Genomic DNA, 25,393 nt, shown 5'->3' with positions numbered 1-25,393 from the left:
GGATCGAATACCATTTGCCGCCGCCAGGGGCTAGCCTGAGCGACGTGGAGGTACTACGGCACGTAATAGTTCTGCTGCACATCGTCGGATTCGCGGTGACGTTCGGAGCGTTGGTCACCGAAGCCGCGGCACGGCGCTTCCAGCTCACCAAGGTGATGGACTACGGCGTGCTGCTGTCGCTGCTGACCGGCCTTGCGCTGGCCGCACCCTGGCCCGCCGGCATCGTGCTCAACTACCCCAAGATCAGCATCAAGCTGGTGATCCTGCTGGCCCTGGGCGCCGTGCTGGGCATCGGCCGGGCCCGCCAGCGCAAGTCGGGTGGGCAGGCCCCTCGCCCGCTGTTCTACGCCGCGGGTGCACTCGCGCTGACCGCCGCCGGGCTCGCCGTCATCTGGTAGCCGGGTGCGGCCCGGTTGCGATCAGCGTGATCGGGTTCTCCGGATTCAGCCGGCGCTGACCAAAGCGATGTCGATCGGCGGCAGCATCGGGCACTGATACGTGCCCGTCAGCGAGCTGTCATCGAGGGTGGTCTTGCAGCCACCGACAGTGGTGCCCGCCCAGCCGGAGGTTGCGGCCCACCTTTTCGAAGGCTAACAGCGGCTACCGGTGTCGTCCTGGGGTTGCCGAATCAAGCCGAGGATCGGATAGGGGCGTCCCGCCTCGTCAAGCTCACTGCGCCTGGTGACCACGAAGCCGCGTCGGCGATAGAAGCGCACCGCCTGTGCGTTCTGCTCGTTGACGTCCACCCCGCGAACGCGTTGCCTCGCCACAACGTGTTCCAGCAGCGCACTCCCGACACCCCGGCCATGGGCATCGGCGCGGACGAACAGCATCTCCAGGTGCTCCCCCGCCGTGCCCGCGAAACCCACCGGCTGGCCCTCAACCTCGGCGACGGTGAGGCGAACGTTCGGGAAATAGGCATCCGCCAATCGGCCCTCGATGTCCGCACGATCGGCTTCGGCCAGGAAGTGGTGTGTCGCTTCGACCGCACTGCGCCAGATCTCCACCAGCAGCGGGTATTCGGCTGGGCCGGCGCAATCACGAATCCGCACCGCGGTCAGGTTACCGATCAAGTGCGGCCGTAGCTCTACCCTGGAACCGATGGACGCGATCGAGGAAGCGGGCCCGTTCTTTCACGGCACCAAGGCTCAACTGGTGGCGGGTGACCTGCTCAGCGCGGGCTTCCGGTCCAACTACCGGCCCGAGATCGTGATGAACCACATCTACTTCACCGCGATGCTCAGCGGGGCCGGGCTGGCGGCCGAGCTCGCCGCCGGTGACGGGGAGCCGCGGGTGTATCGCGTCGAACCGACCGGGGACTTCGAGAACGACCCCAACGTCACCGACAAGAAGTTCCCCGGCAACCCGACCCGCTCCTACCGCAGCAGCGCCCCGCTGCGCGTTGTCGACGAGATCATCGAGTGGCCGCGACTGACGCCCGAGGCGCTTCAGGAGTGGCGTGATCGGCTGGCCGCGCTGCGCGCTGACGGGCTCGACGAGATCATCAACTGAGCGACGCTGGCGAAGACATTGCGTCCAGAGACCACCCGCTGCACAACCGCGGCGCCGCCGGCGGCCACGGCCCGGTACGGGTCGATGGCGCGCTCGATGGACAGCCGCACCGTGTCGAAAAGCCCGGTCACCTGGCGCCGCCTGGCACGAAGCTTCACCAGGTAGTGGCCCCCGACGCCCGCCGCGGCCACCACCACAAGAATCCACAGCACAGCCGCGACCAGATAGATCGCCTCAACCACCGACATGAGGATGAGCCTGCACTATCGCCGTCGCGGTGAGGTCACCGCTGAGACACACGTCGGCGACTTCTGCGCGGCAGGCCAGACCCCGCGGGTCAGGTGGCGCTGCGGCCGTCGGACAACGCGCGCAGGAGCTCCTCATCCTGATCCGCGGCCGCGGGTTCGGTCGCTCCGTCGGTGAGCAGCCGACGCCACCGTTCCAGGTCGAAATCCAGCGGCACCGTGCCGGTGATGAAGTCGTCGACAAGGTCGGCGAACCGCAGCGGGTCGTCACGGAACGGGAAATGACCGGAATCGACGAAGGTTTCCAGCCGCGAATGCGGCATGGCGGCGTGTGCGAGCTTGGCGTGCGCATACGGCAGCACCAGATCGTGGGTGCCCCAGACGATCATGATCGGGAGTCGTTCGGTGAGATAACTGCGGTCGAGCATGGTGACCATCTGCCCGCGCCAATCCACCACGGCGCGCAGCGTCCGCACGAACGCTGCCCGCTTGTTCGGCGACCTCAAATCACCGAGCACCCGCAGGATCTCGGGAAGATCGACCAGAAGCGGCGGCAGGCTCACGTCGTCGAACCACCCCCGCGCCATCCGCAGCGCTGTCTCAAATCCGGGCACCGACAGTGCGGCCAAGGCTTGCGGCGCGGCCGGCAGCGACGCCAGCCGCAGCGCGGGGTTCACCTCGCGCTTGACACCGCCGGCAGCCACCAAGACCAGTCGCTCCACCATCTGCGGGTACTGGTAGCAGAATTGCATCGCCACCCCACCGCCCAAGGAATGCCCGATCACCGTTACCCGGTCAAAGCTCAAGACCGACAGCAGATCTCGCATGCCATTGGCGAACGCGGCGACGGAATAGTCAGCGCGCGGCTGATCCGAGAGCCCGTGACCGAGCAGATCCGGGGCGATCACCGTGTACTTCTCCGCCAGCAGCGGGATCAGCGGCTCCCAGGTCGACGAATTGTCTCCGATCCCGTGAATCAACAGCAGTGGCGGCCCGTCCCCGGCCACCCGATACGCCCGGCGATAGCCATGCACGGTTCGGTATTCGACTCGGATCGGGTCATCCGAAACCGGCCGCAATCGCGGCTTGTCCGCAGCCATCCGGTGCTCCCTCTATCCGCAGGTACCGATAGCTAACCGCCTAGAGGCCCGTTGCGCACCCGATGTTTCAATGATTTAACGAGCGAACCCGTCACACCGGTTGGTCAGCTCGCTGCAGAACCGCTGTCGACCGTCTTCACGCAGCCGGGTTCAGCCGACCTTCTTGACCACGCTCGACTTGAGCTGCATTCGGCCCAGGCCGGGCACATTCGCGTCGATATCGTGATCGCCGACGCCATCAGCGATGAGCCGGATTCCACGGACCTTCGTGCCCGCTTTGATGACAGAGCCACCGCCGCCTTTGACCTTCACCGTCGTCGCGACAATCACCGTGTCTCCGTCGGTCCGCCCGAATGAACAACTACTTGATGTCGACAACAGGGGTGTCTCCGTCTCAAATCTTTTAGATCTGCGACGCGCCGCCAGGAGTGCAGTAACGCGCTAAACCCCCAGTTCACCGAATCTCAAAGGCCGCTTCAAAACCTTTGTTGCATAAGTTGATCCGGAGTCAGTTTTGACCCCGCGAGGATTACGCCGACGGCATCATGACCGGATACCGAACGAATCGAAGTCCGGTGAACGTGAGGTCACGAACGTGGCTGAAGTCCGACCAGAGCGCCCTTCCGCCCCTGGTCAATTGGCTCAGTCGTACGCGCCGCCGCACCGCATCGAGTTCTCCCACAGTTGCCGGACGGCGGGGACCGGCAGTTCCGTAGAGCCGAACACCGATGGCCTTGCGAAAGCGCCCCTCCAACAACGAGCGAAGCCAGAAGGCCGGGCCGCTGACGACCGCCATCACACACACGCGAGGGTCACGGTCAAGGTTTTGCGCAAGGCGCTCGGTGTACTGATCGAAATAGAAGCCGGTGCCGTCATCGCGCAAGAACACGGTGCCAATCGGGGTGATCGTCGGCGCACCGTCAGCATCGACCGACGCAATGGCCAGCGGACCGGTCGAGCGTCGCACCACATCGCGAACCACATCCCACTGACGCGCAAGTTCTTCTGGCGTCATGCGCTCTTCAGCGGAGTGATCGCAGCGATCTGATCGGCAACCCGATCCTCGGCGAGGTCGAGGTCGTAGTGCGACTGAAGATTGAGCCAGAACTGGGCCGAGGTACCGAAATACTTCGCCAGCCGCAATGCGGTGTCCGCGGTGATGCCGCGCTTACCGTGCACGATCTCGTTGATGCGCCGGGGCGGAACTCCGATCGACACCGCGAGTTTGTTCTGGGTGACGCCGAAGCCTTCCAGGAAGTCCTCGTGAAGGATCTCTCCGGGGTGGATCGGCGGGTGCTTGTCAGTGGTAGTCAACGATCTCCACCTCCTCCGGTCCAGCGTCGGTCCATGTGAAGCAGATCCGCCACTGGTCGTTGATTCTGATGCTGTGCTGACCAGATCGATCGCCCTTGAGTCGCTCAAGCCGATTGCCCGGCGGCAGTCGGAGGTCTTCGAGCGTGACCGCCGAGCCGACTTGACGCAGCTTCCGTAGCGCTGCCCGTTGGATCTGTGGGTCCAACGAACGAACACGTTCACGACGCGAAAGCCGCTCAGTGTCCTTGCTCCCAAAGGACCTGATCACTATGCGGAGTCTATAACGACCCCCGTTATTAACGCTAGACGTTAAACCGGAACTCCACCACGTCCCCGTCGGCCATGACGTAGTCCTTGCCCTCCATGCGCACCTTGCCGGCGGATTTGGCGGCGGCCATCGATCCGGCCTCCACCAAGTCGTCGTAGGAGACCACCTCGGCCTTGATGAAGCCCTTCTCGAAGTCGGTGTGGATCACCCCGGCCGCCTTGGGGGCGGTGTCGCCCTGGTGGATGGTCCAGGCCCGCGCTTCCTTGGGCCCGGCGGTCAGGTAGGTCTGCAACTTCAGGGTGTGAAAACCGGCCCGCGCCAAGGCATCCAGGCCGCGCTCACTCTGGCCGATGGACTCCAGCAGCTCCATGGCGGATTCGTCGTCCAGCTCAGCCAGTTCGGCTTCGATCTTGGCGTCGAGGAACACCGCGTCGGCCGGTGCCACCAGCTCACGCAGCGCGGCCACCCGCGCGTCGTCGGTGAGCACCGACTCATCGGCGTTGAAGACATAGAGGAACGGCTTGGTGGTCAGCAGGTTCAGCTCGCGCAGCGGGGCGGTGTCCACGCCGGCGGCGAACAGGGTCTTGCCGGTGTCGAGGATCGCCGCGGCGGCCACCGCGGCCTCGTGCATGGCCTTGCGGTCCTTGTTGTTGCGGGCTTCCTTCTCCAGCCGCGGGACCGCCTTCTCCAGGGTCTGCATGTCGGCCAGGATCAGTTCGGTGGCGATCACCTCGATGTCGGCCTCGGGGTCCACCTTGCCGTCGACGTGCACCACGTCGTCGTCGGCGAACACCCGCACCACCTGGCAGATGGCGTCGCACTCGCGGATGTTGGCCAGGAACTTGTTGCCCAGCCCGGCCCCCTCCGAGGCGCCTTTGACGATCCCGGCGATGTCGACGAACGTCACCGGCGCGGGCAGGATCCGCTCGGATCCGAAGATCTCCGCGAGCTTGACCAGCCGTGGGTCGGGCAGCGGCACCACGCCCTCGTTCGGCTCGATGGTCGCGAAAGGGTAGTTGGCGGCCAACACATCGTTGTGTGTCAGCGCGTTGAACAGGGTCGACTTACCGACGTTGGGCAACCCCACGATTCCCAGGCTCAGGCTCACGGGAAGCCAATTCTAGGAGTACGGCGGCGGCTCTCCTCGCCCGGAGTCGCCGCGGCGGCGATCACCGCCACGCGTGCCGCGCTGCGCTCCCGCCACCGTCAGCCGGTACCGTCAGTGTGTGGCAGTAGCGCGCGAGAAGTCGGCAGTGGCCGCTGACCACCGTTCGATCTTGCCGAGCATCGCCGGATTGCCATGGTGGAGCGCGGTGGCGGTCGCGGTGGTGGCGGCCGCTATCGGAGTGGCATTCGACGCCGGCTCCGGCGACAAAGACCTGACGTTCGTCTTCTCTGCGCTCTATGTCATGGGATGCATCGCGGCGGTGCTGATGGTGCAGCAGTCCGGCGTCTTCACCACGGTCATCCAGCCGCCGTTGATCCTGTTCGTGATCGTCCCCGGCGCCTACTGGCTGTTCCGCGGCGCCGGGTTCCCCGGCCTCAAAGCCATCGTCATCAACTGCGGCTATCCCCTGATCGAACGATTCCCGCTGATGCTGTTCACGGCCGCGACTGTGCTGCTGATCGGAATGGTCCGCTGGTATCTCGGGATGCTGGACGGCGCCGCCGCCAAACGCCGCACCGCCGAGGACCACGGCACACCCCAACGCCCCACGCTCAGCGACCGGCTCGGCGCCCTGATCTCCTCGGCCCTGAGCCGCAACCCCGCGCACGCCATCGAGCAGCCGGCGCCCCGTGAACAGCGCTCCGGCCAGCGTCCCCGCCGGGCCAGCGCGGAATCCCGTCGGGCCGCGCGGGAGGCCTCCGCCGGGACCCGCACCCGCACTCGTTCCCCCGAGCGACGCGCCAACGGCGAGGCACCGACCCGCTCCCGGCACGTCCGGCCGCCCATGGAGGCCGGGGCCGCCGAACACCCGCGTCCCCGCCGGCGTCCGGCAGGCGACGAATCGCTGCAGCGACGCCGACGCCCGGCGACCGAGGCCCGTGATGAGCGCCAGCCACGCCGGGGTCCCGCCCCCGACGGGCAGGGCGAGCCGCGCCGGCGGCCGCGTCCGCCTCAAGAAGGGCCGCGCACCGGTGACCCGCTCTCGCGAGCCAACCGGGATCCGCATCCGCGCAGCTACCGCCCGACCGAGGCCCCAGGCCGGCGTCCGGCCGCGTCGTCGGCCGATGGCCGGGGCAACGGCAACGGAACCCGCCACCCGGTATCCCAGGTGCGCTACCGCGGGACCGATGCTGAGGAGGCCAACGCGCAGCGCCGCGCCCGCCCCCGTCAGCAGCGCGAACAAGCCGATTCCTGGGAATTCGACATCTAGCGACGCTGACCTGCCATGCGCGGGCGATCGACGCCTGCCGAGGAGGCGGGGCGCTGACGTGGTGAAACAAGTCCTTTTTGGGCTGGCATGGATCATCGTCGCGAGCCGAAATCAGGCGATGCAGCAAATTCGGTGCCCTAAGTCCTCTTATTTCGAGCCCGAAAATCGAAGCTGGGTCTATCCGTAATTTCTGCTGCCAACTTGCTGTGGATGCACCAATGGCGGCTCCAGGCTTGGAATTCTCGCGCTGCCTCGGCCTATGATCCCGATGTTGGCGCAGCGCCAACAAGCTGGACTTGCTGATACCGGCGCCAGTCGGTTCGGGGTCAATCGTCGTATCGGGCAGACAGATTGGCGTACCCCGCAGCGCGGATTTTACGGAGACTGTGGGTTCAAGTGGCTCATTCAGCATTAACGGCGACGGCGCGGTTTTTCCGCCCCGCACGAATTTGCAGCCTCCCCTTATGAAGGTGGATTGACGCTGCACGAATTTCGGCAGCGCATTACCGCAATCACCTTTAGCCGCTGCCGAGAAAGCTGATTCATGCAAGAGATCCTGACCGTTCTGACCGAAAAGCCGCGCAATGGCCTGGCCGGTCTGAAGCACTGGCGCTACGATCTGCGGTCGGGCTTCACGGTGGCCATGATCTCGCTGCCGTTCTCGATGGGAATCGCGATCACCTCGGGCGCCCCGCCGATCTGCGGGATCGTGTCGGCGGTCATTGCCGGTTTTGTCCTGCCGTTCTTGGGTGGTTCGTATGTGACCATCAGCGGCCCGGCGGCGGGACTGGCGCCAGTCCTGTTCGCCGGCATGATCACGCTCGGACAGATCCGCCTGGGCGAGGGCGCCACGGAATCCGAATTGCTCGCGGTGGGATACCCCCTGGTTCTGGTTGCCATCGCCCTTGCGGGCGTGGTGCAGGTGCTCCTTGCCAAGTTGAAGGTGGCTCGGCTGAGCGCCATCTTCCCGGCCGCGGCGATTCAGGGCATGCTGGCCGCGATAGGCCTGATGATCATCGCCAAGCAGATCCCGCTGTTTATGGGCGAGAAGTTCGAAGGCCGCGAATTCTGGGCGATCCTGGCCGAAGTTCCCCGCCATGTCGGGTCGATGAATCGTCCGGTCTTCATCCTGGGGATCGGTTGCCTGGCGGGGCTTTTCCTCCTGACTGCGATGCCCGGGCGGCTGCTGAAGGTCATGCCGCCGCCGGTCTGGGTGTTCTTCGCGGGCACGCTGGCCAGCGTATTCATCCTCAAGCTGGACAAGCGCTACTTGATCGAAGTCCCCAGTTCGCTCATCGACGGGGTCGTCCTGCCCGAGTTCGGCACGGTGTTCGCCCATCCCGAACTCTGGCTGGCGCTGGCCTACCTGGTACTCACCCTGGTCTTGATCGACGGGGTCGAGTCCCTGGCGACGATCGCGGCCGTCGACAAGATCGATCCCTTTCGGCGCCGCTCCGACCCGGATCGAACCCTGCAGGCCATGGGGGCCTCTAACGTCGCCTCCAGCGTGTTCGGCGGCCTGACCATCATCCCCGGCATGGTCAAGAGCACTGCCAACATCCTCGGCGGCGGCCGGACCCAGTGGGCCAACTTCTACAACGCCTGCTTTCTGCTGATATTCGTGCTGATGTTCAGCCACCTGATCAATAAGGTCCCGCTGACGGTGTTGGCCGCCGTCCTGGTCTTCATCGGCTACAAACTGTGTCGGCCCACGGTATGGCTCAATGTCGCACGGGTCGGGACCGAGCAGCTCATCATCTTCACGATCACCTTGCTCGTGACGCTGACGACGGACCTGCTCATCGGTCTTCTCGCCGGCACCGCCGTGAAATTGGTGTTGAACCTGTGGCTGGAGAGCCTGTGGCACACCTCGCACACCGGCTCAGATTCCGCCGAACCGAGCCTTGCCGGTCGATTCCTCGGCCTCTTCCGCAACCCGGTGTCGCGGCGGGACTTCACGGAGGGCGCCTACCACCTGCACCTGGATGGTTCGCTGGTGTGTTTCAACCTGTTCCACGTCATTCGGGAATTGGGGCAGCTTCCACCGGACACCCAGACGGTCCAGCTGCACCTAAGCTCGAACGTGCCCCTCGTCGATCACACGACGAGTGAGACCCTGCGCTATTTCCTGGAGGAGTTCAGCGGTCAGGACAACCGGCCGAAGCTGACGATCGAGGGATGGCACCACATGCGGCCCCTCTCCAAGCACGAGACGAGTGCCCGGATCGCCCTGGCCGACCTCACGGCGCTACGGAGCCCCACAACAACGGAGTGAGAAGCCGCTGCGCCGCCGCACGTACCTCTAGCGTCGGCTCGGGCGGATCTCGCGGGGCAGGGCGAACACCAAGGTCTCGTTGGCTGTGGCCACCGGGAACACCTTCCCGTAGCCATACTCGCCAAGCCGCTCCAGCACGCCACGCACCAGAATCTCCGGCACCGAGGCACCCGAGGTGACGCCGATGGTCTGCACGGGGCCGTCTTCGGGCGAAAGCCACGCCGGGTCGATGTCGTCGGCGTAGTCGACCAGGTGCGCGGCGCGGGCACCGGCGCCCAGCGCCACTTCCACCAACCGGCACGAGTTCGACGAGTTGCGTGAGCCCACCACGATCACCAGCTCGCACTCCGGCGCCATCGCCTTGACCGCGGTCTGGCGGTTCTGGGTGGCGTAGCAGATGTCGTCGCTGGGCGGGTCCTGCAGATTCGGGAACCGTTGCCGCAGCTTGACCACCGTCTGCATGGTCTCGTCGACGCTCAGTGTGGTCTGCGACAGCCACACCACCTTGTTCTCGTCGCGCACCTGCACCGTGTCCACCGCGTCCAAGCCGTCGACCAACTGCACATCGTTGGGTGCCTCGCCGATGATCCCGACGACCTCTTCGTGGCCGGCGTGGCCGATCAGCAGGATGTCGTAGCCGTCCCGGGCGAAGCGTTTGGCCTCGTTGTGCACCTTGGTCACCAGGGGACAGGTCGCGTCGATCACCCGCAGACCGCGGTCGGCAGCGGTCTCATGCACCGTGGGCGCCACTCCGTGCGCGGAGAACACCACCATCGCGCCTTCGGGAACCTCGTCGGTCTCGTGCACGAACACCGCGCCCGCATTGGTCAAGGTGTCCACCACATGCTTGTTGTGCACGATCTCGTGCCGCACGTAGACCGGCGCGCCATGCTTCTCCAGCGCCCGCTCAACGGTCTCCACAGCCCGGTCCACACCCGCGCAGTAGCCGCGCGGCTCCGCGAGCAGCACCCGCTTACCGGCGTGGCCGGCGGGAACCGGCCCCCCGAGACGGGAAGAGATCTCCACATGGACGGTCGGCGGCATGGCAACCAGCGTACGGTCTGCCGACGCGAGACCGCCAGCTCGCGGCCACGCACCCAAATACTTGGAGATGACCGGCGGGTAAGGCAGGCTGGGGGCCATGGCACCTGCACCCTTTGGAGTCCGGCTTCTGGTCGGCGCGGCGACGGTCGCGGTCGAGGAGACCCTGAAGCTGCCGCAAACCATCCTGACCTACCCGATGACGCTGGCCAGCCAGGCCGCGCACGCAGTGATGCGCTGGCAGCAGGGCGTCGCCGAGCTGGTCAACAAGGGCGACACCACCCTGGAGTCACTTTTTCCCCCCAAGGACGAGCAGCCGGAGTGGGCAACCTTCGATGACGACGACGTCGAGGACAGTTTCGACGGTGCCGGCGCGACCTTCGACGACGACGACACCGACCCGCGCACCGAGGGCCGGTTCGCCCTGTACTCGTTCAGTGACGACGGAGCCACCCCGCCCGCCGGCAACGACGCCCCGAGCAGCGCTGCGGACTCCGACGTGCCGACCCCCGACCTGGTCGACGAGCTCGACTACGGCTCGTTGACCCTGGCCCAGCTGCGGGCCCGCCTGGCCTCGCTCAGCCTCGACGAGCTGGAGACCCTGCTCGCCTACGAAGAGGCCACCAAGGCCCGCGCACCGTTTCAGACGCTGCTGGCCAACAGGATCACCCGCACCACCGCGAAGTGACTTCCCCCGCGCCGGGTGAGTCCGCGGAGAACCCGTTCCCGGTCCGCGCGGTTGCCATCCGGGTCAAGGGCTGGATCGACCGGCTGGGTTCGGTGTGGGTGGAGGGTCAGTTGACCCAGATCAACCTGCGCCCGGGCGTGCGGACGGTGTTCATGGTCTTGCGTGATCCGGCCGCGGACATGTCGCTGACCGTGACCTGCAGCCCCGAGCTGGTGGCTGGCGCGCCGGTCAAGCTGACCGAGGGCACCCAGGTGGTGGTCTGCGGCAAACCCAACTTCTACACCGCCCGAGGCACCTTCTCGCTACGCCTGAGCGAGATCCGTGCGGTGGGCATCGGCGAGCTGCTGGCCCGTATCGAGCGGCTACGCCGGCTGCTGGACGCCGAGGGATTGTTCGACGCCCGGCTCAAGCGGCCGATCCCGTTTCTGCCCGGCACGATCGGCCTGATCACCGGGCGTGCCAGCGCCGCCGAGCACGATGTCATGACCGTGGCCGGCACCCGGTGGCCGGCGGTGCGCTTCACGGTGCGCAACACCGCCGTGCAGGGACCGACCGCCGTGGCCCAGATGGTCGAGGCACTGCGCGACCTGGACGCCGACGCGGGCGTGGAGGTGATCGTGCTGGCCCGTGGGGGCGGCAGCGTCGAGGACTTGCTGCCGTTCTCCGACGAAACCCTGTGCCGGGCGATCGCCGCGTGCCGCACCCCGGTGGTCAGCGCCATCGGCCACGAACCCGACAGCCCACTGTGCGATTTGGTCGCCGACCTGCGCGCGGCCACCCCCACCGACGCCGCGAAGAGGATCGTCCCGGACGCCGCCGCGGAGCAGGCACTGGTAGACGACCTGCGGCGACGCAGCGCGCACGCCGTGCGGCACTGGGTGGTGCGCGAGGAGCGGCTGCTCACCCAGCTGCGCAGCCGCCCGGTGCTGACCGACCCGCTGCGCGCCCTGACCGAGCGCGGCGACCAGATACGGCGTGCCCTAGCGGCGGTGCGCCGCGACGTGACCCGGTTGATCGACCAACAGGGCGAACGGGTGGGGCATCTGTCGGCACGCCTGGCTACCCTGGGTCCGGCCGCGACCTTGGCACGCGGCTACGCGGTGGTCCAGACTGTCGACGCCGGCGGGCCGCATGTCTTGCGGTCGGTCGAGGACGCCGCCGCCGGCACCCGGTTGCGCATCCGGGTGGCCGATGGGGCCGTCGCAGCGACCAGTGAGGGGCGACTTCGTGAAGGACGACTTCTTGACGGACCCAGCGATGCCAGCTGAGCAAGCCGATCCGGTGACACCCGTTAGTGAGCTGGGCTATGAGCAGTGCCGGGATGAGCTGATCGATGTGGTGCAGCGGTTGGAACAGGGCGGGCTGGATCTCGACGCGTCGCTGAGCCTGTGGGAACGTGGCGAGCAGCTGGCCAAGCGGTGCGAAGAGCATCTGGCCGGAGCCCGCCGCCGAGTGCAGGAAGCCCTCGACGCAGAACCCGGCGACGACCTCCGCGGGTGACTTCGAACACAAGAACTGAAACACGTTCAGTTATGCTCGCCCGATGGGTGATCCTTCACTGACTACTGAACTGGGCCGGGTACTTGTCACCGGGGGCTCCGGTTTCGTCGGAACCAATTTCGTCCAGACCCTGCTCGAGCGGAGCTACCAGGTGCGGTCCTTCGACCGTGCGCCGTCGTCGCTGCCCGACCACCCCAACCTGGAGAAACTGGAAGGCGACATCTGTGACCCGGCAACGGTGGCAGCGGCGGTCGCCGGGATCGACACCGTGTTCCACACCGCGGCGATCATCGACCTGCAGGGCGGCGCGAAAGTCACCGACGAGATCCGTCGCCGCAGCTTCGCGGTCAACGTCGACGGCACCAAGAACCTGGTCCAGGCCGGGCAGCGGGCCGGGGTGAAGCGGTTCGTCTACACCGCGTCCAACAGCGTGGTGATGGGCGGCAAGGCCATCTCGGGCGGCAACGAGACCATGGCCTACACCACCAAGTTCAACGACCTCTACACCGAGACCAAGGTGGTCGCCGAGAAGTTCGTGCTCGGCGAGAACGGCGTGGACGGCATGTTGACCTGCGCCATCCGGCCCTCGGGTATCTGGGGCAACGGTGACCAGACCATGTTCCGCAGGCTGTTCGAGAGCGTGGTTGCCGGTCACGTCAAGGTCCTCATCGGCAGCAAGCGCGCCAAGCTGGACAACTCCTACGTGCACAACCTGATTCACGGCTTCATCCTGGCCGCCGAACACCTGGTGCCCGGCGGCTCGGCGCCCGGCCAGGCCTACTTCATCAACGACGGTGACCCGATCAACATGTTCGAGTTCGCCCGCCCCGTGGTCGAGGCCTGTGGCGAACCGTGGCCCAAGATCCGGGTTTCCGGCCGCATGGTGCGCGATGTCATGTTCGCCTGGCAGTGGCTGCACTTCCGGTTCGGCCTGCCCGAGCCGATGCTGGAACCCGGTGCGGTGGAACGGCTTTACCTGAACAACTACTTCTCCATCGAGAAGGCCCAGCGCGATCTCGGGTACCAGCCGCTGTTCACCACCGAACAGGCCATGGCCGATTGCCTGCCGTACTACAAGAAGCTCTTCGAGCAGGTCAAGGCCGAAGCCCAGCCGCACCTGGCGACCGTGGTCGCCGAGCCGCATCCGGAATAGCATCGTCTCTTCGCCGAAGCCGCTATCCAGCCAGGGGTCGACGGTGACACGATAGCGACGTGAACGGCGTTGGGCCGCCCTCGGAGCTGCCGGCCCTGGTGTGCAGCTCCTGCGGCACACGGCTGCCCACGACCTTCAAGTTCTGCCATGAGTGTGGAACGGCCGTTGCTATTGCCCCGCCACCCGCTGAGTACAAGCAGGTGACGGTGCTGTTCGCCGACGTCGTGCACTCGATGGAGATCGCCACGGCGGTGGGCGCGGAGCGCCTGCGCGAGATCATGGCCGCCCTCGCCGACCGCTGTGCGGCCGTGGTGCACCGCTACGGCGCCACGATCGCGCAATGGACCGGGGACGGGATCATGGCGGTGTTCGGTGCCCCCGTTGCTCTGGAAGATCACGCCCTGCGGGCCTGCCTGGCGGCTCTGGAGGTGCAGCAGGAGGCGGCCAGGCTTGCCGTCGACGTCGGCCGGCGTGACGGTATCGCCCTGCAATTACGGGTCGGGCTGAACTCCGGTGAGGTGATCGCGGGCGGGATCGGCTCGGGGCAGTTCGGCTATGCCGCCGTGGGCGAGCAGGTCGGCATGGCCCAGCGGATGGAGTCGGTCGCCCCGCCGGGCGGGATCATGCTCAGTGCTTCGACGGCCGGGCTCGTCGAGGGCGCGGCCACGTTGGGTGCCGTCGAATCGGTGCAGATCAAGGGCAGTCGGGAACCCGTGCCCGCCCGCCAGTTGTTGGGCATGGCCGAGCGGGATCGCACGGTCCGGCGCGCCGAGTCAAGTCTGATCGGTAGGCGCGGCGAGCTGGCGGCGGTGGAGGCGATGATGGACCGCGCGATCGAGGGGCGCGGCGGGGTGTCCACCGTGGTGGGGACACCGGGCATCGGCAAAAGCCGGATGGCCCGGGAGGCCGCGGCGTCCGCGGCAGCTCGCGGAATCGAGGTGGTGTGGACCTTCTGCGAGTCACACGCCAGCGACCTGCCGTTCCACGCTGTGTCGACGCTGTTGCGGGCCAGCATCGGCGTGACCGAACTCGGCGGCCAGGACGCCCGGACGCAGGTCCGGGAACGGGTTCGGCATGCCGATCCCCAGGACCTGCTGCTGCTCGAGGACGTGTTGGGCATTGCCGACGCCGACGTCGAGTTACCGCATTGGGAGCCCGACACCCGCCGCAGCAAGCTGACCGCGCTGATCAACGCCGCATCATTGGCCCGCACCGAACCCACGCTGTTCATCATCGAAGACGCCCACTGGATGGACATCGTCAGCGAGTCGCTGATCGCCGATTTTCTGGCGGTGATCCCCCGCACCCCAGCGCTGGCGCTGATCACCTATCGACCCGAGTACCGCGGCGCGCTGACCCAACTGCCCGCCACCGAGCGCATAATCCTTGCTCCGCTGGATGATTCAGACATCACCTCACTGATCGGGCAACTTCTGGGTTCGCACCCCTCGGTTACCGCTCTGGCCGCGATCATCGCCCGGCGAGCAGCCGGAAATCCGTTCTTCGCCGAGGAGATGGTGCGTGAGCTGGCCCAGCGCGGGACGTTGACGGGCGAACACGGTTGCTACGTCTGCCACACCCGGGCCGCCGACGTCACAGTGCCCGCCACGGTCCAGGCGACCATCGAGGCCCGCATCGACAAGCTCCCAGGCAGGGCCAAAAGAACTTTGAGCGCGGCTTCGGTGATCGGGGCCCGCTTCGAGGCCCAGTTACTGCCCGCGCTGGGCGTCGACGCCGACTTCGACGAACTGCTGCATGCCGAGCTGATCGATCAGGTCAGATTCACCCCCAGCGCCGAATACGCGTTTCGGCATCCGTTGATCCGTGCGGTGGTCTACGAATCGCAACTCAGATCGGATCGGGCCGACTGGCACCGGAAACTCGCCGCCGCCATCGAGGCGGGCGCCCCCGCATCGGTGGACGACAACGCAGCGCTGATCGCCGAGCATCTGCAGGCCGCAGGTGACCTGCACGCGGCATATGCCTGGCACATGCGCGCCGGCGCCTGGTCCACCAACCGCGACCTGGTGGCCGCGCGAGGCAGCTGGGAGCGGGCCCGCCGGATCGCCGACGCCCTGTCGGACGACTCGCCAGACCAGCTGTCGATGCGTATCGCGCCGCGAACCATGTTGTGCGCCACAGATTGGCAGGCCCGAGAAGTCCAAGAGAGCCGGAGCCGGTTCGGGGAGCTGCGGGCGTTGTGCGACGCCGCCGGGGACAACGCGTCCTTGGCCATCGGGATGACGGCGCTCGCCACCGAGCTGCTCTACGCAGGCCGCTCCCGTGAAGGCGCGCAGTTGGCCTCGGAACAGATGGCACTGTTCGAGTCGATCGGCGATCGCTCCCCCACCATGGGACTGGCATTCATGGCGTTCGTCAACTGGCTGTGCGTGGGCGAATTCGACGCGATATCGCGGTGGTCGCAGACCATCATCGACTTGGCCGAGGGAGATCCGGCCAAAGGCGCCAACTTCGGGGTGGGATCACCGTTGGCGATCGCGTTGGCCTGGCGCGGCACTGCCCGCTGGTGGCTGGGCCGTCCGCAGTGGCGCGACGATCTCCACGACGCCGTCGAGATGGCCCGCAGAAGCAACGCCGAGACGCTGTCCAGCACCGTGGCCTGGACCTACGGTTTCGCGATGCAGTTCGGCGCGCTGCGGCCCCACCAGTCCGCCGAACGTGCCTGTGAGGAGGCGGTGCAGTCCGCGCACCGCGCCAGCAGCGATCGCGCGCTGGGCCTGTCCGGCTATGCCTTGGGTGTGGTGCTGCTCAATCGGGACAGCGCGGGCGACCGTCACCGGGGGCTCGAACTGATCATGCAGTGCCGCGATATCTGGCTGCGCAAGCGCGCACTGTTCCTCATCCCGGTCACCGATGTGTGGGCCGCCCGGGAGACCGCCCACAGCGGCGATCGCGATGCCGCCATCGCGCTTATGCGCACAGCAGTCGACGATCTCTGCCGGGTCGGCAACCTCTTCTACGGGTTGTGGGGCACCGGGCTCTTGGTGGAGACACTGCTGGAGCGCGGCGCCGACGGTGATCTGACCGAGGCCGAACGCGCGCTCCGCCGATTGGCAGACCTGTGGTCCGCTCACCATTCGGCGATGTATCAGGTCACGTTGCTGCGCCTCAACACACTGCTGTGCCGGGCCCGCGGTGATCACGCCGCCGTCCCGGACATGGCCGCCAGCTACCTCGCCAGCGCGGAATCGTTCGGCTTCGAACGTCACATCGACGGGGCCAGGGCGCTTATGAGAACAGCTCCATGAAGTTGTCCAGAGTGCCGATGGCCGCGAACAGTGCCGGTGGAGCCCCGAGCAGCAAATCGAACGGGACCAGACCTGAATAAGCGGCCAGTGGAAGCCCGATCGCGCCAAGAAGGTCACCGTCCAGAAGCTGGTCGACAAAGATATTCGCGGCGTACGCGGGCAGGCTGGTGAACAGCGCACTGATCGCGTCGGCGGCGGGCAGCAGTGCCGAGTAGTCGTAGGCCAGCGTGCTGTTGATCATGGTGATGATGTCGGTTACCGGTGAATTGAGCGTCACGTCGGAAACCGGGAAGCCGGCGAGCGTGAGAATCCCCTCCATCACATCGTCAAACGTCGGGTTCTCCGGCGCGAATCCGTGGGTGTAGATCGAGTCCGCGAAGGGCAGCCAGGGCGCGAGCTGCTCTTCGTAGCTGACCGGATTCGCAAGGGCGTTGAGGGCGTCGTTGATTCCCTGCTGCAGGCCGTTGCCCAGTGCCGTAGAAAGCTGACCCAGGTCGATCTGCGGGAACAACCCGAACGTCGTCGGGACATTCGCCGGGCCCTGATTCCATCCCTCGTCAATGCTGCCGTAGCCCAGGTTCACCAGGATGCGGGTGACGGGCTCCAACAAGTCATACAGGGGCTGGCCAATCCCGGGGAGGAACAGCAGCGGCATCAGCAACGGCAGACTCGCGCTCGGGATCATGTAGTAGTCGGTGAGGCCTTCTCCGGACAGCGCCTCGGATCCCGGCAGCAGAATGGCACTGTCGATCTGCTCCGGGGTGAGGTTCGCATAGATGAAGTGCTGGGTGAAGTTGCCTATCAAGGCGTTGAAGACCGACAACAGATTGAGCGGGTAGTGCGGAAAGTCGGCGCTGGCATCGTATTCGAGGGTGTAGATGTCGGTCGGATACAGATCTGACGGGGTCGGGGGGCTGAACGGGAAGTTCGCGGCGGTGAAGGCCCAGCTGTTGCCGGCCGGAAAATCGAAGGTGTTCAACAGGCCGCCGTTGGGGTTGTTGACATCGCCCACCAGCACGAAGTGCACCAGGTCACTGGGGACACCCGCATCGCGGAGTTGCGGCATGATCTGCGAGGCCACCGCGGCGCTCTGCGAGTAGCCGAAAACCACGAGGGGATTCTCCGCCGTCACCCCGCCGGCGGCGATCTGGTTTTGGATGTCGGAGAGCATGATCGGTTGTCCGTGGCTCACCGACGCACCGAATCCCATGCTCTTGACACCGGTGATCGGATAGAGCTCGTTGGGCAGCAACGCGGCCTGCATCGTGCCGGTGAAGCCGCCAGGCTGCAGGTAAAGCGTGTTGATCGCATCGAGAAATTGCGGGGGCGGCAGCATAGGGCCACCACTGCCGTCATAGACCAACGCCGTGCCGCCGGCGGTGAGCTGAATGTCGCCGAACGCAACCTCGGGCAGCGGCGCTGCCGCCGACGCAGCCGGCATCGGAGCAATGCCGGCGAACACGACGCCCACACTGAGCGCCAGCCAATGAGCTTGCCCCACAGTCACAGTCGCCATGATCTGATTCCTCTCCATAGGGTCACAGCCGGACGTCCCTCAGAGGCCCAGGCTGTCCACGAGCGCACCGATGATCCCGGCGTCATCGGCTATCGGGTTCACCTCTGCTCCCCCGCTGATGTCGAACGCCGGGATCAGTTCGCCGAGCGGCACGGTGAAGTCCCCCAGCGCTGTACCGAGGTCAGAGGCCAGGGCAGGGGCGGCGTCCATCACGCCGTAGGGCTCGAAGCCGAAAATGCCTGCGAACCAGTCATAGACGTCCACAAAGGCCTGCGCCACATTGGCCACGACGCCGCCGAAAACCAGAATCCCCAGTAAGAGTGCGCCTTGCAGGTAGTTCGAGATCTGTTGGACGAAGTCGGTGAACGGATCCGCCTCCGCAGTGCCCAACTCAACGCTCGCCAAGGCATCGACCACGGGCGCCGGATCACCCGCATTCAGATCGCCGATCATCGGACTGAATGCGCCCGTCAGCTCGATCGGGTCCGCGGCGGCCACCCACGCGACCGGATGCTGCGGGACTGGAGGTGCGATCGCCGCGGGAAGGGCGATGAGGCAAGCGCCAAGCACTGCTGCTGCCGTGGTGAAGTGCGGCACCTGTACTGCCTGCATGTCCATCTCCCGTCGTGGTGAAGAACACTCCGAAGCCGGTTTTCGCTCCGCTGCCAGGATCGTCACTCAGGTTGGGTGAGCCGCGCTCAGTGGCGCACCACTGCAGTTTCACGGTCTCCATAGCGGTAGTACTTAGCGACGCCGGACATCAGGCGGTCCGTAGTACCTCGGCCGTCTCCAACCGCCGCGCATGGATCGCCGGATACACCGCCGCCGCCAACACCAGCACGGTCACGGCGGCCACCCCGGTTCGCAGCGGTAGGCCGAGCACGTCCCCGTCAATCGTGGTGCCGTAGAACACCGGTGAGCCCATCGACCAGAGATAGGTCAGCCCCACTCCCCCGAGCCCACCGAGTAGCGCCACCAGCAGGCCCAGCAGTCCGGCATGAGCCGCGACGACAGCCTGCTCCTGTCCGGGCCGCGCGCCGATCGCCCGCAACACGGCCCGCTCCCGCTTGCGTTGCACCAGCCCCAGGACGAAGACATTGAGCACGCTCAGCCCGGCCGCGGCCATCACCACGTATGCGGCGACCGTCAAGGGCTCCAGAAATCGCGTGAGTCCGCCGGTGGCGGCAGTACGCCACTGCTGGTTGTCATACACCGACAGTCCGGCGCCCAGCGCCAGAAAATCAGCGCGATGCGCGGTCGCCTCGGCGGCGGTCGGATAGCGCACGGCGATCTGATCGCGCGCCGCCGCCCAGTCCGCGCGCGCGACGGCTTCCGAGGCCACCACGATGTCGCCCACCGCGGAGTCATCGATCATCCGCGGCGAGATGATCCCCGCCACCCGGTATCGCTTCGATCCCGCCACGGTGGGCAGCTCGACCGTCCCGCCCCTGGCCACACCGAGCCGGCTGGCGGCGATCTCGCTCAGGCCGATCTGCCCGGCCCGGAGCTCCTCCCAGAAAGTGTCGGAGGCACCGGTCGGCTGATACAGCCCCTGGCTGAACCAGTCACCCGGCGTAACGCCGATGACGAGGCGCGCAACGGTGCCCGAGGAGATCATCGACCTCCACCGCGACGACACGCTGCGCCCGCCGGCCGCGTCGGTCGCCAGCGCGAGCGTGGCATCGGGGAGTTGACCGTCCCGCTGATCGAGTATCGATTGCGCGGTGATGAGCAGGGAGTCCGGCAATCGCTGGGCCTTCTGCGCGGCGACCTGCTCGGTGCCGAGCAACTGCATGCTCTGCGCGGCGATCGCCAAGCTGGCGCCGATGGCCAGGATGGCCGCGGAGATGGCGAACAGCAGCGCGTAGCGCCGCACGTCGGCTCCCAGCAGGCGCCCGACGTCGGGGCGGGCGAGCGTCAGCAGTTCGATGAGCAGCCGTGCACCACGCGGGGCGAGCCACACCGTCGTCAGCGCGACCCCTAACTGCCACAACGATATTGCGTTGATGCCCACATGTGCCGGCAGCGACCCGTGCTCGAAGATCGTCATCACGACGAAAGCGCCTGCCAGCGCAGCCGTCCCGGCCAGCAGCGGCCAGATCGAGATGGTCCGGGCACGTTGCACCCCGCCGGCGCTGGCCATCGACGCCAGCGGCCCTTCCCGGGCCAGCCGCATGGCCGGGCCGATCATCGCGAGGATGCCGCAGACCGTTCCCGCGACCGCACCGGCCACGATCAGGCTCGGCGTGAAGTGTGCTGTGACGGTGCCACCGGAGCCGGACAACATGGACCGCCCGAACCGGTCCACCAGGTAGCACCCCAGGAGAAAGCCGCCCGGCACCCCGGCCAGGCCCCCGAGAAGGCCCACCACGGCGCCCTCGCCGAGCATGCCGCCGAACAGCCCGACCGGCTTGGCGCCGATCGCGCCGATGGTCCCCAGCACCGCCCGCCGATCCTCGATGGCCAACAGAATGGTGTTCAGCGCGATGAGGAAGCCGATCAGAACGCCGCACAGCGCGGTCAGGTCCAGGCTCTGTGCGACGTTGGCGAAGATGGCCGGCTGGTGCGGCCGGGGCGGGCCTGCCGTTGCGACGCCGGCGATGACACGGTCGATGCCGGCGGTGATGTCAGCCTCAGGTCTCGGCACGACGAACGCAGCGGTGACGTAGCCGCGTGCCGAGAGCAGTTCAGCGGCGATGTCCCCGGAGGGCGCCAGCAGGACGTAGCCCCCGTTGATGTCGGCCACGCGGTCGAACTCTTGGAACATCCACCCCACATGTGCCGAGCCTGGGGGTAGACCGGGGATGCGCAGCTCGGCGCCGAGCTGCAGGTGATGCCGCGCAGCGATCACCTCCGGAATCTGCAGTGGCACCCCGGGTCCGGCCGCGGGCTGGTCTTTGGCGCGCTGCTCGCAGTTGAAAGAACCGACCAACAGCTCGATCTGGCAGGACCCGCCGAGCAGGAAGAAACCCGGGGGTGACTCGGCGGGGCGAGTGTCGCTGCCTCCGGCGATGTCCACCGGCGTCAGGCCGGCGACGATCGGGATCACCGCCTGCGCGCCGGCAACCTCGGTGCGCAGGCGGTCCACCGTCTCGATCGGCAACCGGCCGTCGATGTTCGGGGTCACCTCGACGACCCCGCTATCGGCGGCGTGGGCCAGCGACGGACCGAATGCGTCGAACGGACGAACCAGTTCGGACTTGAGGACCAAGACCCCGAGTACCACCATGACCCCCACCGCGACACCGATCACGCTGAGCAGCGTGCGGCGCCAATCGGCGCCCAGTGCGGCGAGGTGGATTCGCCGAAAAGACACCCACCCGGCCGACAGTCGCCGGATCATCGCCGCGCGCCGGATACGCCGGCGACTGCATAGGCGCGCCCGTCGACCAAGTGCACCTCGCGGGAGCCGTAGCGGGCTACTCCCCGGTCGTGTGTCACCACCACCACCGCGGTGCCGTCCTCATCCGACAGCGAGCGCAGCAGCTCCACGATCTCCATCGACGAACGCCGGTCGAGGTTCCCGGTCGGCTCGTCGGCAAGGATGATCGACGGCCGGGCCGCCAGCGCACGCGCGACCGCGACCCGCTGCATCTGTCCACCCGACAGTTCGGCCGGCCGATGTCGAGCCCGGTCGGCAAGCCCGACCCGATGCAGCAGCTCCTCCGCGCGCGCATCCGCCGACCGGGCCGACACCCCGTCAAGCACCAGCGGCAACGACACATTCTCGATGGCGGTCAGCATCGGCACCAGATTGAAGAACTGGAACACGAATCCCAGGTTGCGGAGCCGGAACTCGGCCCGGGCCCGCGCGCTCATCGCCCACACATCGTGGCCGGCGACGACGACCGTGCCGGTATCCGGCGCATCCAGCCCCCCGGCGACATGCAGCAGGGTCGACTTTCCGGCGCCCGACGGTCCGGTCACGACGACGAATTCTCCTGCAGTGACGTCAAAGTCGAACTCGACAAGCACGTTCACCTGCTCGTCGCCCAAGCGGTACTGCTTGGCGACGCCCTTGAGCTGCAGCGCCACTGGCTTCGGGGCGCAGCGGTAGCGGTGTCGGCCGGAAACACCCGGCCCGCCGACCGGTGCGGGTTGCGCCATCACAGGTGCCGCAGCTCTCGCGCCATGGCGGCGTCCTCGAGAAGAACGTTCAACGGCGGCACATAGTGGGCCCGTTCCGTCCGCCTCCCGCGGCGGAACATTGCCCGCACGGCGCCAACAACGACGAGCTCGACGTGCTTCAGGTTGGGCACCAGCAGCGGATGGGCGTGTGCCGCAGACATCGTGGCCATGATGTGCGCCTTCTTTCTTGTGCGCTGTGATCGTCACAGCGTGACTCGCGTCCGGCAGAACGACCGCAGTGGCGGGCCACTGCAATCTCGCCCGGTTTGCAGTACCGCACTACTGAGCGCGTTCGGTGGCGCCGGCGCGACGATTCTTCTGGGCGCCGCAGCACAACACCGTGGGAGGAAGACATGACCGATCTGGCATCGGTCCACTCCGACGAAGAAGCGACGGCGCAGAGCAGAAACCCGCCGTCGGTTCGCCTGCCGCGGCTCGTGCAGGGGATCGGATTCGCCTTCTTCCGTCGCAAGGCGATGCGGCATTGGGCCGCGCGGCACGGACCGGTCTTCGAGATCAACATCCCTTTCTTTGGCCGATCCGTGGTCGTCTCCGACCCAGCCCTGGTGCGAACGGTCTGTACCGCGAGCACCGAACAGCTGGTCAACGTGCAACCGAACCTCAGCAACTGGTTCGGGCCCGGATCCGTTTTCGGGTTTGACGGCGACCGGCATCACGATCGGCGCCGGCTGCTGGCGCCGGCCTTGCACGGCCGCAGCCTCGATAACTACGAGCAGGTCATCGCGGAGGAGACACTGCGCGAGTGCGCGAACTGGCCTGAGGGAGAAGAATTTCGGATTCTCGAGCCGATGAGCAGAATCACGCTGAACGTGATCCTGCGGGCCATCTTCGGGTCAGCCGGGGCCACGTCCGCGGAGCGGAACACACTCCGCGAGATCGTCCCGCCCTATATGCGGTTGGGACAGGTCATGGCCTTTGTGCCGGCACCGCCAGGGTGGGCCGGTCGTCACGGACCGTGGGCCAGGTTGGACAGGTACCGCGCGGCGATCGACCGGATCATGCTCACCCTGATCGCGCAGGCCGATGCCGATCCACAGCTCGCCGAGCGCCGGGACATCCTGGCGATGCTGCTGCGCGGCAGCCACGACAACGGGATGCCGATACCGCACCGTGAACTCTGTGACGAGTTGCTGACCTTCATCGGTGCGGGACATGAGACCACGGCAACGGTATTGGGCTGGACGTTCGAGAGGCTGCGACGTCACCCCGCGGTGCTGGCCGACTTGGTCAGGGAGGCCGATGACGGAGGCAGCGAACTTCGCCGGGCCGCAATCTGGGAGGTGCTGCGGGTACGCACCGTCGTCGACGTGATCGGCCGCCGGGTCAGCGCGTCGACCTTCGACCTCGGGCCATGGCGCATTCCGCGGGGGCGCACGGTGCTCGTGCGTATCGCTGATCTGCACGAGAATCCCGAGATCTTCCCGCATCCGGAAACATTCGACCCGTCTCGATTCCTCGACACCAGGCCGGTCGCGCCGGCATGGCTGGCGTTCGGCGGCGGAGCACGCCGCTGCCTCGGTGCTGATTTCGCGGTCGCCGAGATAGATGTCGTGCTGCGGACGGTGCTCCGGCACTTCTCGATCCAGACCGACGCCGCCGCCGACGAGAAGTCGTATTTTCGCGGAGTCGCGCACACTCCCCTACGCGGCGCCCGCGTAACGGTGAGCCGGCGAACCTAGACCATCATGTCGACCCAGCTCATCCAGCCACGTCACCCACAACGGTTCGACATCCGCTGCAACGTCGGCGATGCGATCGTCGCGAACCTGGCCGTCCACATTGTCTTCTTCTTCCCCCGGCGGCTCGAGGCGCGGGCGCTCACCGGCGCCTTTGCGCAGGTGCTCGACAGCTTTCCCCTCTTCGCGGGGCGATTGGCCATGAGCCACGGCAGGATGCGAATCCGTTGCGCGGGGCAGGGGGTGCCCTTCACCACCGTGTCCTCTGGACGCACGCTGCGGCAGGCGATTCGTTCGGCATCAGAGGACAGCGGAGGCTGGCTCATCGACCCGGTCAACGGCCCCGCAGCGCGATGGGTGCGAGGTCCCTTGTGCAAGGTGCGCCTCACCCATCTCGCGAACGAGGCTGCGGCGATCGGATTTTCCTGGCACCACACGATCGGCGACATGCAGACGGCGATGCACTTCATGAACGCGTGGGTCGCTGCCGCTGCGGGCAGGCCGGTCGCAGAGCCGTTGATCGTGGAAGACCGCGCCGCCTATCTCGACGAACACCTGCCCACCGACGGCGCTCGGGAGCCCGGGGTGCGTTGTCTGGGATGGGCAGAACTCGCCCGCAGTGGGCTTTACCTGGCAAAGGATGCTCGCTCGCAGCGGACTCTGAATCTGTACTTCACCGACGACGAGATCGCTCGTATGCCCGGCGCCTACGGCAGCCGGATGCGTTTGTCGGCCAACGACGTTGTGTGCGCTCACATGTCCGAATCGCTCATGAGGGCCGATCCTGTGGTGGATCGTCGCAGGCTCGCGATCGCCGTGAACACCCGGAAGCGGTGCGGCCTGGATCCGATGCTCGCCGGCAACATCCTTACGACGCTCAACCTGGACCTGCGACGTGGAGAGGCCGCCAGTGCCATCGCCGAACGCATCCGCCACAGTGTGGACCACTTTTCCGACGAGCACTGCGACATGCGGATCAACCAACAGTTCTTCGACGCCGCCGGTTCTTGGCGGGCCGCCCGCTGCGTCTCCGCTGCCTTCGATCCGGTCCAGTGGAATCCGATCATCACGAACTGGAGCGGCTTCGGCGTCTATCGCATCCACTTCGAAGACACCTGGCCGTATTACTGCACCCCGTTGATGAGGTTGCCGGTTGCGGGCCTCGGCGCCCTGATGGAAGGGGCCGACGGTCACGGGTTGGTCTTTCAGATGTCGTTGCCGCCCAGAGAATTCGAGGCCATGTCCAGCCCCGCTGTTCGGGAACACCTGCACCGGTTCCGGTGTGCCGGTGACGTCCTCCCGCGATGAA

Annotated in this window: 24 protein-coding genes and 1 pseudogene; 11 read left to right on the top strand and 14 right to left on the bottom strand. The window is 66.7% G+C overall.

The genetic code is table 11. The annotated features are described in order from the left end of the window. Positions 1 to 44 precede the first annotated feature (44 nt). Positions 45 to 398 (top strand): Fe-S protein, encoded by a 354-nt coding sequence (locus G6N09_RS13510; protein WP_083026998.1) that lies wholly within the window; start codon positions 45 to 47, stop codon positions 396 to 398. 192 nt (positions 399 to 590) lie between these two features. Here G6N09_RS13510 and G6N09_RS13505 read toward each other — a convergent pair whose 3' ends face one another. Then, positions 591 to 1,052, bottom strand: a complete 462-nt coding sequence (locus tag G6N09_RS13505) for an acetyltransferase (protein ID WP_308214840.1) — start codon at positions 1,050 to 1,052, stop codon at positions 591 to 593. Positions 1,053 to 1,101: 49 nt separating this feature from the next. Between G6N09_RS13505 and arr the strand changes: the two genes are divergently transcribed. Beyond that, entirely contained in the window at positions 1,102 to 1,512 is a 411-nt protein-coding gene (arr, locus tag G6N09_RS13500; protein ID WP_083026999.1) for an NAD(+)--rifampin ADP-ribosyltransferase, read from the top strand. On the opposite strand, the gene G6N09_RS13495 is transcribed toward arr, so the two are convergent. The 7 genes and pseudogenes from G6N09_RS13495 to ychF form a co-directional block, all read right to left on the bottom strand. Next, positions 1,449 to 1,760 carry a hypothetical protein gene (locus G6N09_RS13495; RefSeq protein WP_179959835.1) on the bottom strand — a complete coding sequence of 104 codons (312 nt, stop codon included), beginning with the start codon at positions 1,758 to 1,760 and terminating at the stop codon, positions 1,449 to 1,451. The genes arr and G6N09_RS13495 overlap by 64 nt on opposite strands. A gap of 89 nt (positions 1,761 to 1,849) precedes the next feature. Then, positions 1,850 to 2,857, bottom strand: a complete 1,008-nt coding sequence (locus G6N09_RS13490; protein ID WP_083027000.1) for an alpha/beta fold hydrolase — start codon at positions 2,855 to 2,857, stop codon at positions 1,850 to 1,852. 150 nt (positions 2,858 to 3,007) lie between these two features. Then, a pseudogene (locus G6N09_RS13485) lies at positions 3,008 to 3,199 on the bottom strand (PhnA domain-containing protein); the annotation flags it as partial. A 187-nt stretch (positions 3,200 to 3,386) separates the two neighbouring features. Then, positions 3,387 to 3,872 (bottom strand): pyridoxamine 5'-phosphate oxidase family protein, encoded by a 486-nt coding sequence (locus tag G6N09_RS13480; protein WP_083027002.1) that lies wholly within the window; start codon positions 3,870 to 3,872, stop codon positions 3,387 to 3,389. Beyond that, on the bottom strand, positions 3,869 to 4,171 hold the full coding sequence (locus tag G6N09_RS13475; RefSeq protein ID WP_083027003.1) for a HigA family addiction module antitoxin: 303 nt from the start codon (positions 4,169 to 4,171) through the stop codon (positions 3,869 to 3,871). The genes G6N09_RS13480 and G6N09_RS13475 overlap by 4 nt, the downstream gene beginning before the upstream one ends. After that, a complete protein-coding gene (locus G6N09_RS13470) occupies positions 4,158 to 4,439 on the bottom strand; it encodes a type II toxin-antitoxin system RelE/ParE family toxin (protein WP_083027004.1) in 282 nt (93 codons plus the stop codon). Before G6N09_RS13470 ends, G6N09_RS13475 begins: the two co-directional genes overlap by 14 nt. A gap of 34 nt (positions 4,440 to 4,473) precedes the next feature. Next, complete coding sequence (ychF, locus tag G6N09_RS13465; RefSeq protein ID WP_083027005.1) at positions 4,474 to 5,547, bottom strand: redox-regulated ATPase YchF; 1,074 nt, start codon at positions 5,545 to 5,547, stop codon at positions 4,474 to 4,476. Positions 5,548 to 5,665: 118 nt separating this feature from the next. On the opposite strand from ychF, the gene G6N09_RS13460 reads away from it, so the two are divergent. Both G6N09_RS13460 and G6N09_RS13455 read left to right on the top strand, forming a co-directional pair. After that, complete coding sequence (locus tag G6N09_RS13460) at positions 5,666 to 6,817, top strand: DUF6542 domain-containing protein (protein ID WP_179959834.1); 1,152 nt, start codon at positions 5,666 to 5,668, stop codon at positions 6,815 to 6,817. Positions 6,818 to 7,361: 544 nt separating this feature from the next. Next, a complete protein-coding gene (locus G6N09_RS13455) occupies positions 7,362 to 9,092 on the top strand; it encodes a SulP family inorganic anion transporter (RefSeq protein WP_083027007.1) in 1,731 nt (576 codons plus the stop codon). 27 nt (positions 9,093 to 9,119) lie between these two features. On the opposite strand, the gene G6N09_RS13450 is transcribed toward G6N09_RS13455, so the two are convergent. After that, positions 9,120 to 10,136 carry a 4-hydroxy-3-methylbut-2-enyl diphosphate reductase gene (locus G6N09_RS13450; RefSeq protein WP_083027053.1) on the bottom strand — a complete coding sequence of 339 codons (1,017 nt, stop codon included), beginning with the start codon at positions 10,134 to 10,136 and terminating at the stop codon, positions 9,120 to 9,122. Positions 10,137 to 10,233: 97 nt separating this feature from the next. Here G6N09_RS13450 and G6N09_RS13445 point away from each other — a divergent pair, with 97 nt between their 5' ends. From G6N09_RS13445 to G6N09_RS13425, 5 genes are read left to right on the top strand one after another with little or no spacing between them, the layout of a single operon-like run. Continuing rightward, entirely contained in the window at positions 10,234 to 10,821 is a 588-nt protein-coding gene (locus tag G6N09_RS13445; RefSeq protein ID WP_083027008.1) for a lipid droplet-associated protein, read from the top strand. Then, positions 10,818 to 12,089: an exodeoxyribonuclease VII large subunit gene (gene xseA / locus G6N09_RS13440; protein WP_083027009.1), complete on the top strand. Its 1,272-nt coding sequence runs from the start codon at positions 10,818 to 10,820 to the stop codon at positions 12,087 to 12,089. The genes G6N09_RS13445 and xseA overlap by 4 nt, the downstream gene beginning before the upstream one ends. Further along, entirely contained in the window at positions 12,079 to 12,321 is a 243-nt protein-coding gene (locus G6N09_RS13435) for an exodeoxyribonuclease VII small subunit (protein WP_083027010.1), read from the top strand. The genes xseA and G6N09_RS13435 overlap by 11 nt, the downstream gene beginning before the upstream one ends. Before the next feature lie 43 nt (positions 12,322 to 12,364). Next, the gene (locus tag G6N09_RS13430) at positions 12,365 to 13,474 is read left to right on the top strand and encodes a 3-beta-hydroxysteroid dehydrogenase (protein ID WP_083027011.1); all 1,110 of its coding nucleotides are present in this window, start codon (positions 12,365 to 12,367) and stop codon (positions 13,472 to 13,474) included. A gap of 59 nt (positions 13,475 to 13,533) precedes the next feature. Beyond that, a complete protein-coding gene (locus G6N09_RS13425; RefSeq protein WP_234807071.1) occupies positions 13,534 to 16,743 on the top strand; it encodes an adenylate/guanylate cyclase domain-containing protein in 3,210 nt (1,069 codons plus the stop codon). Here G6N09_RS13425 and G6N09_RS13420 read toward each other — a convergent pair. The 5 genes from G6N09_RS13420 to G6N09_RS13400 form a co-directional block, all read right to left on the bottom strand. Next, the gene (locus tag G6N09_RS13420) at positions 16,724 to 18,259 is read right to left on the bottom strand and encodes a PE-PPE domain-containing protein (protein ID WP_163752791.1); all 1,536 of its coding nucleotides are present in this window, start codon (positions 18,257 to 18,259) and stop codon (positions 16,724 to 16,726) included. The genes G6N09_RS13425 and G6N09_RS13420 overlap by 20 nt on opposite strands. Before the next feature lie 39 nt (positions 18,260 to 18,298). Further along, a complete protein-coding gene (locus G6N09_RS13415; RefSeq protein ID WP_133053096.1) occupies positions 18,299 to 18,871 on the bottom strand; it encodes a hypothetical protein in 573 nt (190 codons plus the stop codon). A gap of 148 nt (positions 18,872 to 19,019) precedes the next feature. Beyond that, positions 19,020 to 21,575 (bottom strand): ABC transporter permease, encoded by a 2,556-nt coding sequence (locus G6N09_RS13410; protein WP_234807072.1) that lies wholly within the window; start codon positions 21,573 to 21,575, stop codon positions 19,020 to 19,022. 23 nt (positions 21,576 to 21,598) lie between these two features. Then, a complete protein-coding gene (locus G6N09_RS13405) occupies positions 21,599 to 22,366 on the bottom strand; it encodes an ABC transporter ATP-binding protein (protein ID WP_083027015.1) in 768 nt (255 codons plus the stop codon). Beyond that, positions 22,366 to 22,557: a hypothetical protein gene (locus tag G6N09_RS13400; protein WP_083027016.1), complete on the bottom strand. Its 192-nt coding sequence runs from the start codon at positions 22,555 to 22,557 to the stop codon at positions 22,366 to 22,368. The genes G6N09_RS13405 and G6N09_RS13400 overlap by 1 nt, the downstream gene beginning before the upstream one ends. 183 nt (positions 22,558 to 22,740) lie before the next feature. Between G6N09_RS13400 and G6N09_RS13395 the strand changes: the two genes are divergently transcribed. Both G6N09_RS13395 and G6N09_RS13390 read left to right on the top strand, forming a co-directional pair. Then, a complete protein-coding gene (locus G6N09_RS13395) occupies positions 22,741 to 24,087 on the top strand; it encodes a cytochrome P450 (protein WP_083027017.1) in 1,347 nt (448 codons plus the stop codon). Positions 24,088 to 24,093: 6 nt separating this feature from the next. After that, on the top strand, positions 24,094 to 25,392 hold the full coding sequence (locus G6N09_RS13390) for an acyltransferase (RefSeq protein WP_083027018.1): 1,299 nt from the start codon (positions 24,094 to 24,096) through the stop codon (positions 25,390 to 25,392). Position 25,393 lies beyond the last annotated feature (1 nt).

It is taken from the genome of Mycolicibacter minnesotensis (assembly GCF_010731755.1).
In the GTDB taxonomy this organism is placed as follows: domain Bacteria; phylum Actinomycetota; class Actinomycetes; order Mycobacteriales; family Mycobacteriaceae; genus Mycobacterium; species Mycobacterium minnesotense.
This window is presented reverse-complemented; position numbering and strand designations above follow the sequence as displayed.

Coding starts and splice junctions, on each gene's coding strand:
- arr (WP_083026999.1), top strand. CDS start 1,102: ATGGACGCGATCGAGGAAGCGGGCCCGTTCTTTCACGGCACCAAGGCT.
- G6N09_RS13495 (WP_179959835.1), bottom strand. CDS start 1,760: ATGTCGGTGGTTGAGGCGATCTATCTGGTCGCGGCTGTGCTGTGGATT.
- G6N09_RS13490 (WP_083027000.1), bottom strand. CDS start 2,857: ATGGCTGCGGACAAGCCGCGATTGCGGCCGGTTTCGGATGACCCGATC.
- G6N09_RS13480 (WP_083027002.1), bottom strand. CDS start 3,872: ATGACGCCAGAAGAACTTGCGCGTCAGTGGGATGTGGTTCGCGATGTG.
- G6N09_RS13455 (WP_083027007.1), top strand. CDS start 7,362: ATGCAAGAGATCCTGACCGTTCTGACCGAAAAGCCGCGCAATGGCCTG.
- G6N09_RS13450 (WP_083027053.1), bottom strand. CDS start 10,136: ATGCCGCCGACCGTCCATGTGGAGATCTCTTCCCGTCTCGGGGGGCCG.
- G6N09_RS13445 (WP_083027008.1), top strand. CDS start 10,234: ATGGCACCTGCACCCTTTGGAGTCCGGCTTCTGGTCGGCGCGGCGACG.
- G6N09_RS13435 (WP_083027010.1), top strand. CDS start 12,079: ATGCCAGCTGAGCAAGCCGATCCGGTGACACCCGTTAGTGAGCTGGGC.
- G6N09_RS13430 (WP_083027011.1), top strand. CDS start 12,365: ATGGGTGATCCTTCACTGACTACTGAACTGGGCCGGGTACTTGTCACC.
- G6N09_RS13420 (WP_163752791.1), bottom strand. CDS start 18,259: ATGGCGACTGTGACTGTGGGGCAAGCTCATTGGCTGGCGCTCAGTGTG.
- G6N09_RS13415 (WP_133053096.1), bottom strand. CDS start 18,871: ATGCAGGCAGTACAGGTGCCGCACTTCACCACGGCAGCAGCAGTGCTT.
- G6N09_RS13405 (WP_083027015.1), bottom strand. CDS start 22,366: ATGGCGCAACCCGCACCGGTCGGCGGGCCGGGTGTTTCCGGCCGACAC.
- G6N09_RS13400 (WP_083027016.1), bottom strand. CDS start 22,557: ATGGCCACGATGTCTGCGGCACACGCCCATCCGCTGCTGGTGCCCAAC.
- G6N09_RS13395 (WP_083027017.1), top strand. CDS start 22,741: ATGACCGATCTGGCATCGGTCCACTCCGACGAAGAAGCGACGGCGCAG.
- G6N09_RS13390 (WP_083027018.1), top strand. CDS start 24,094: ATGTCGACCCAGCTCATCCAGCCACGTCACCCACAACGGTTCGACATC.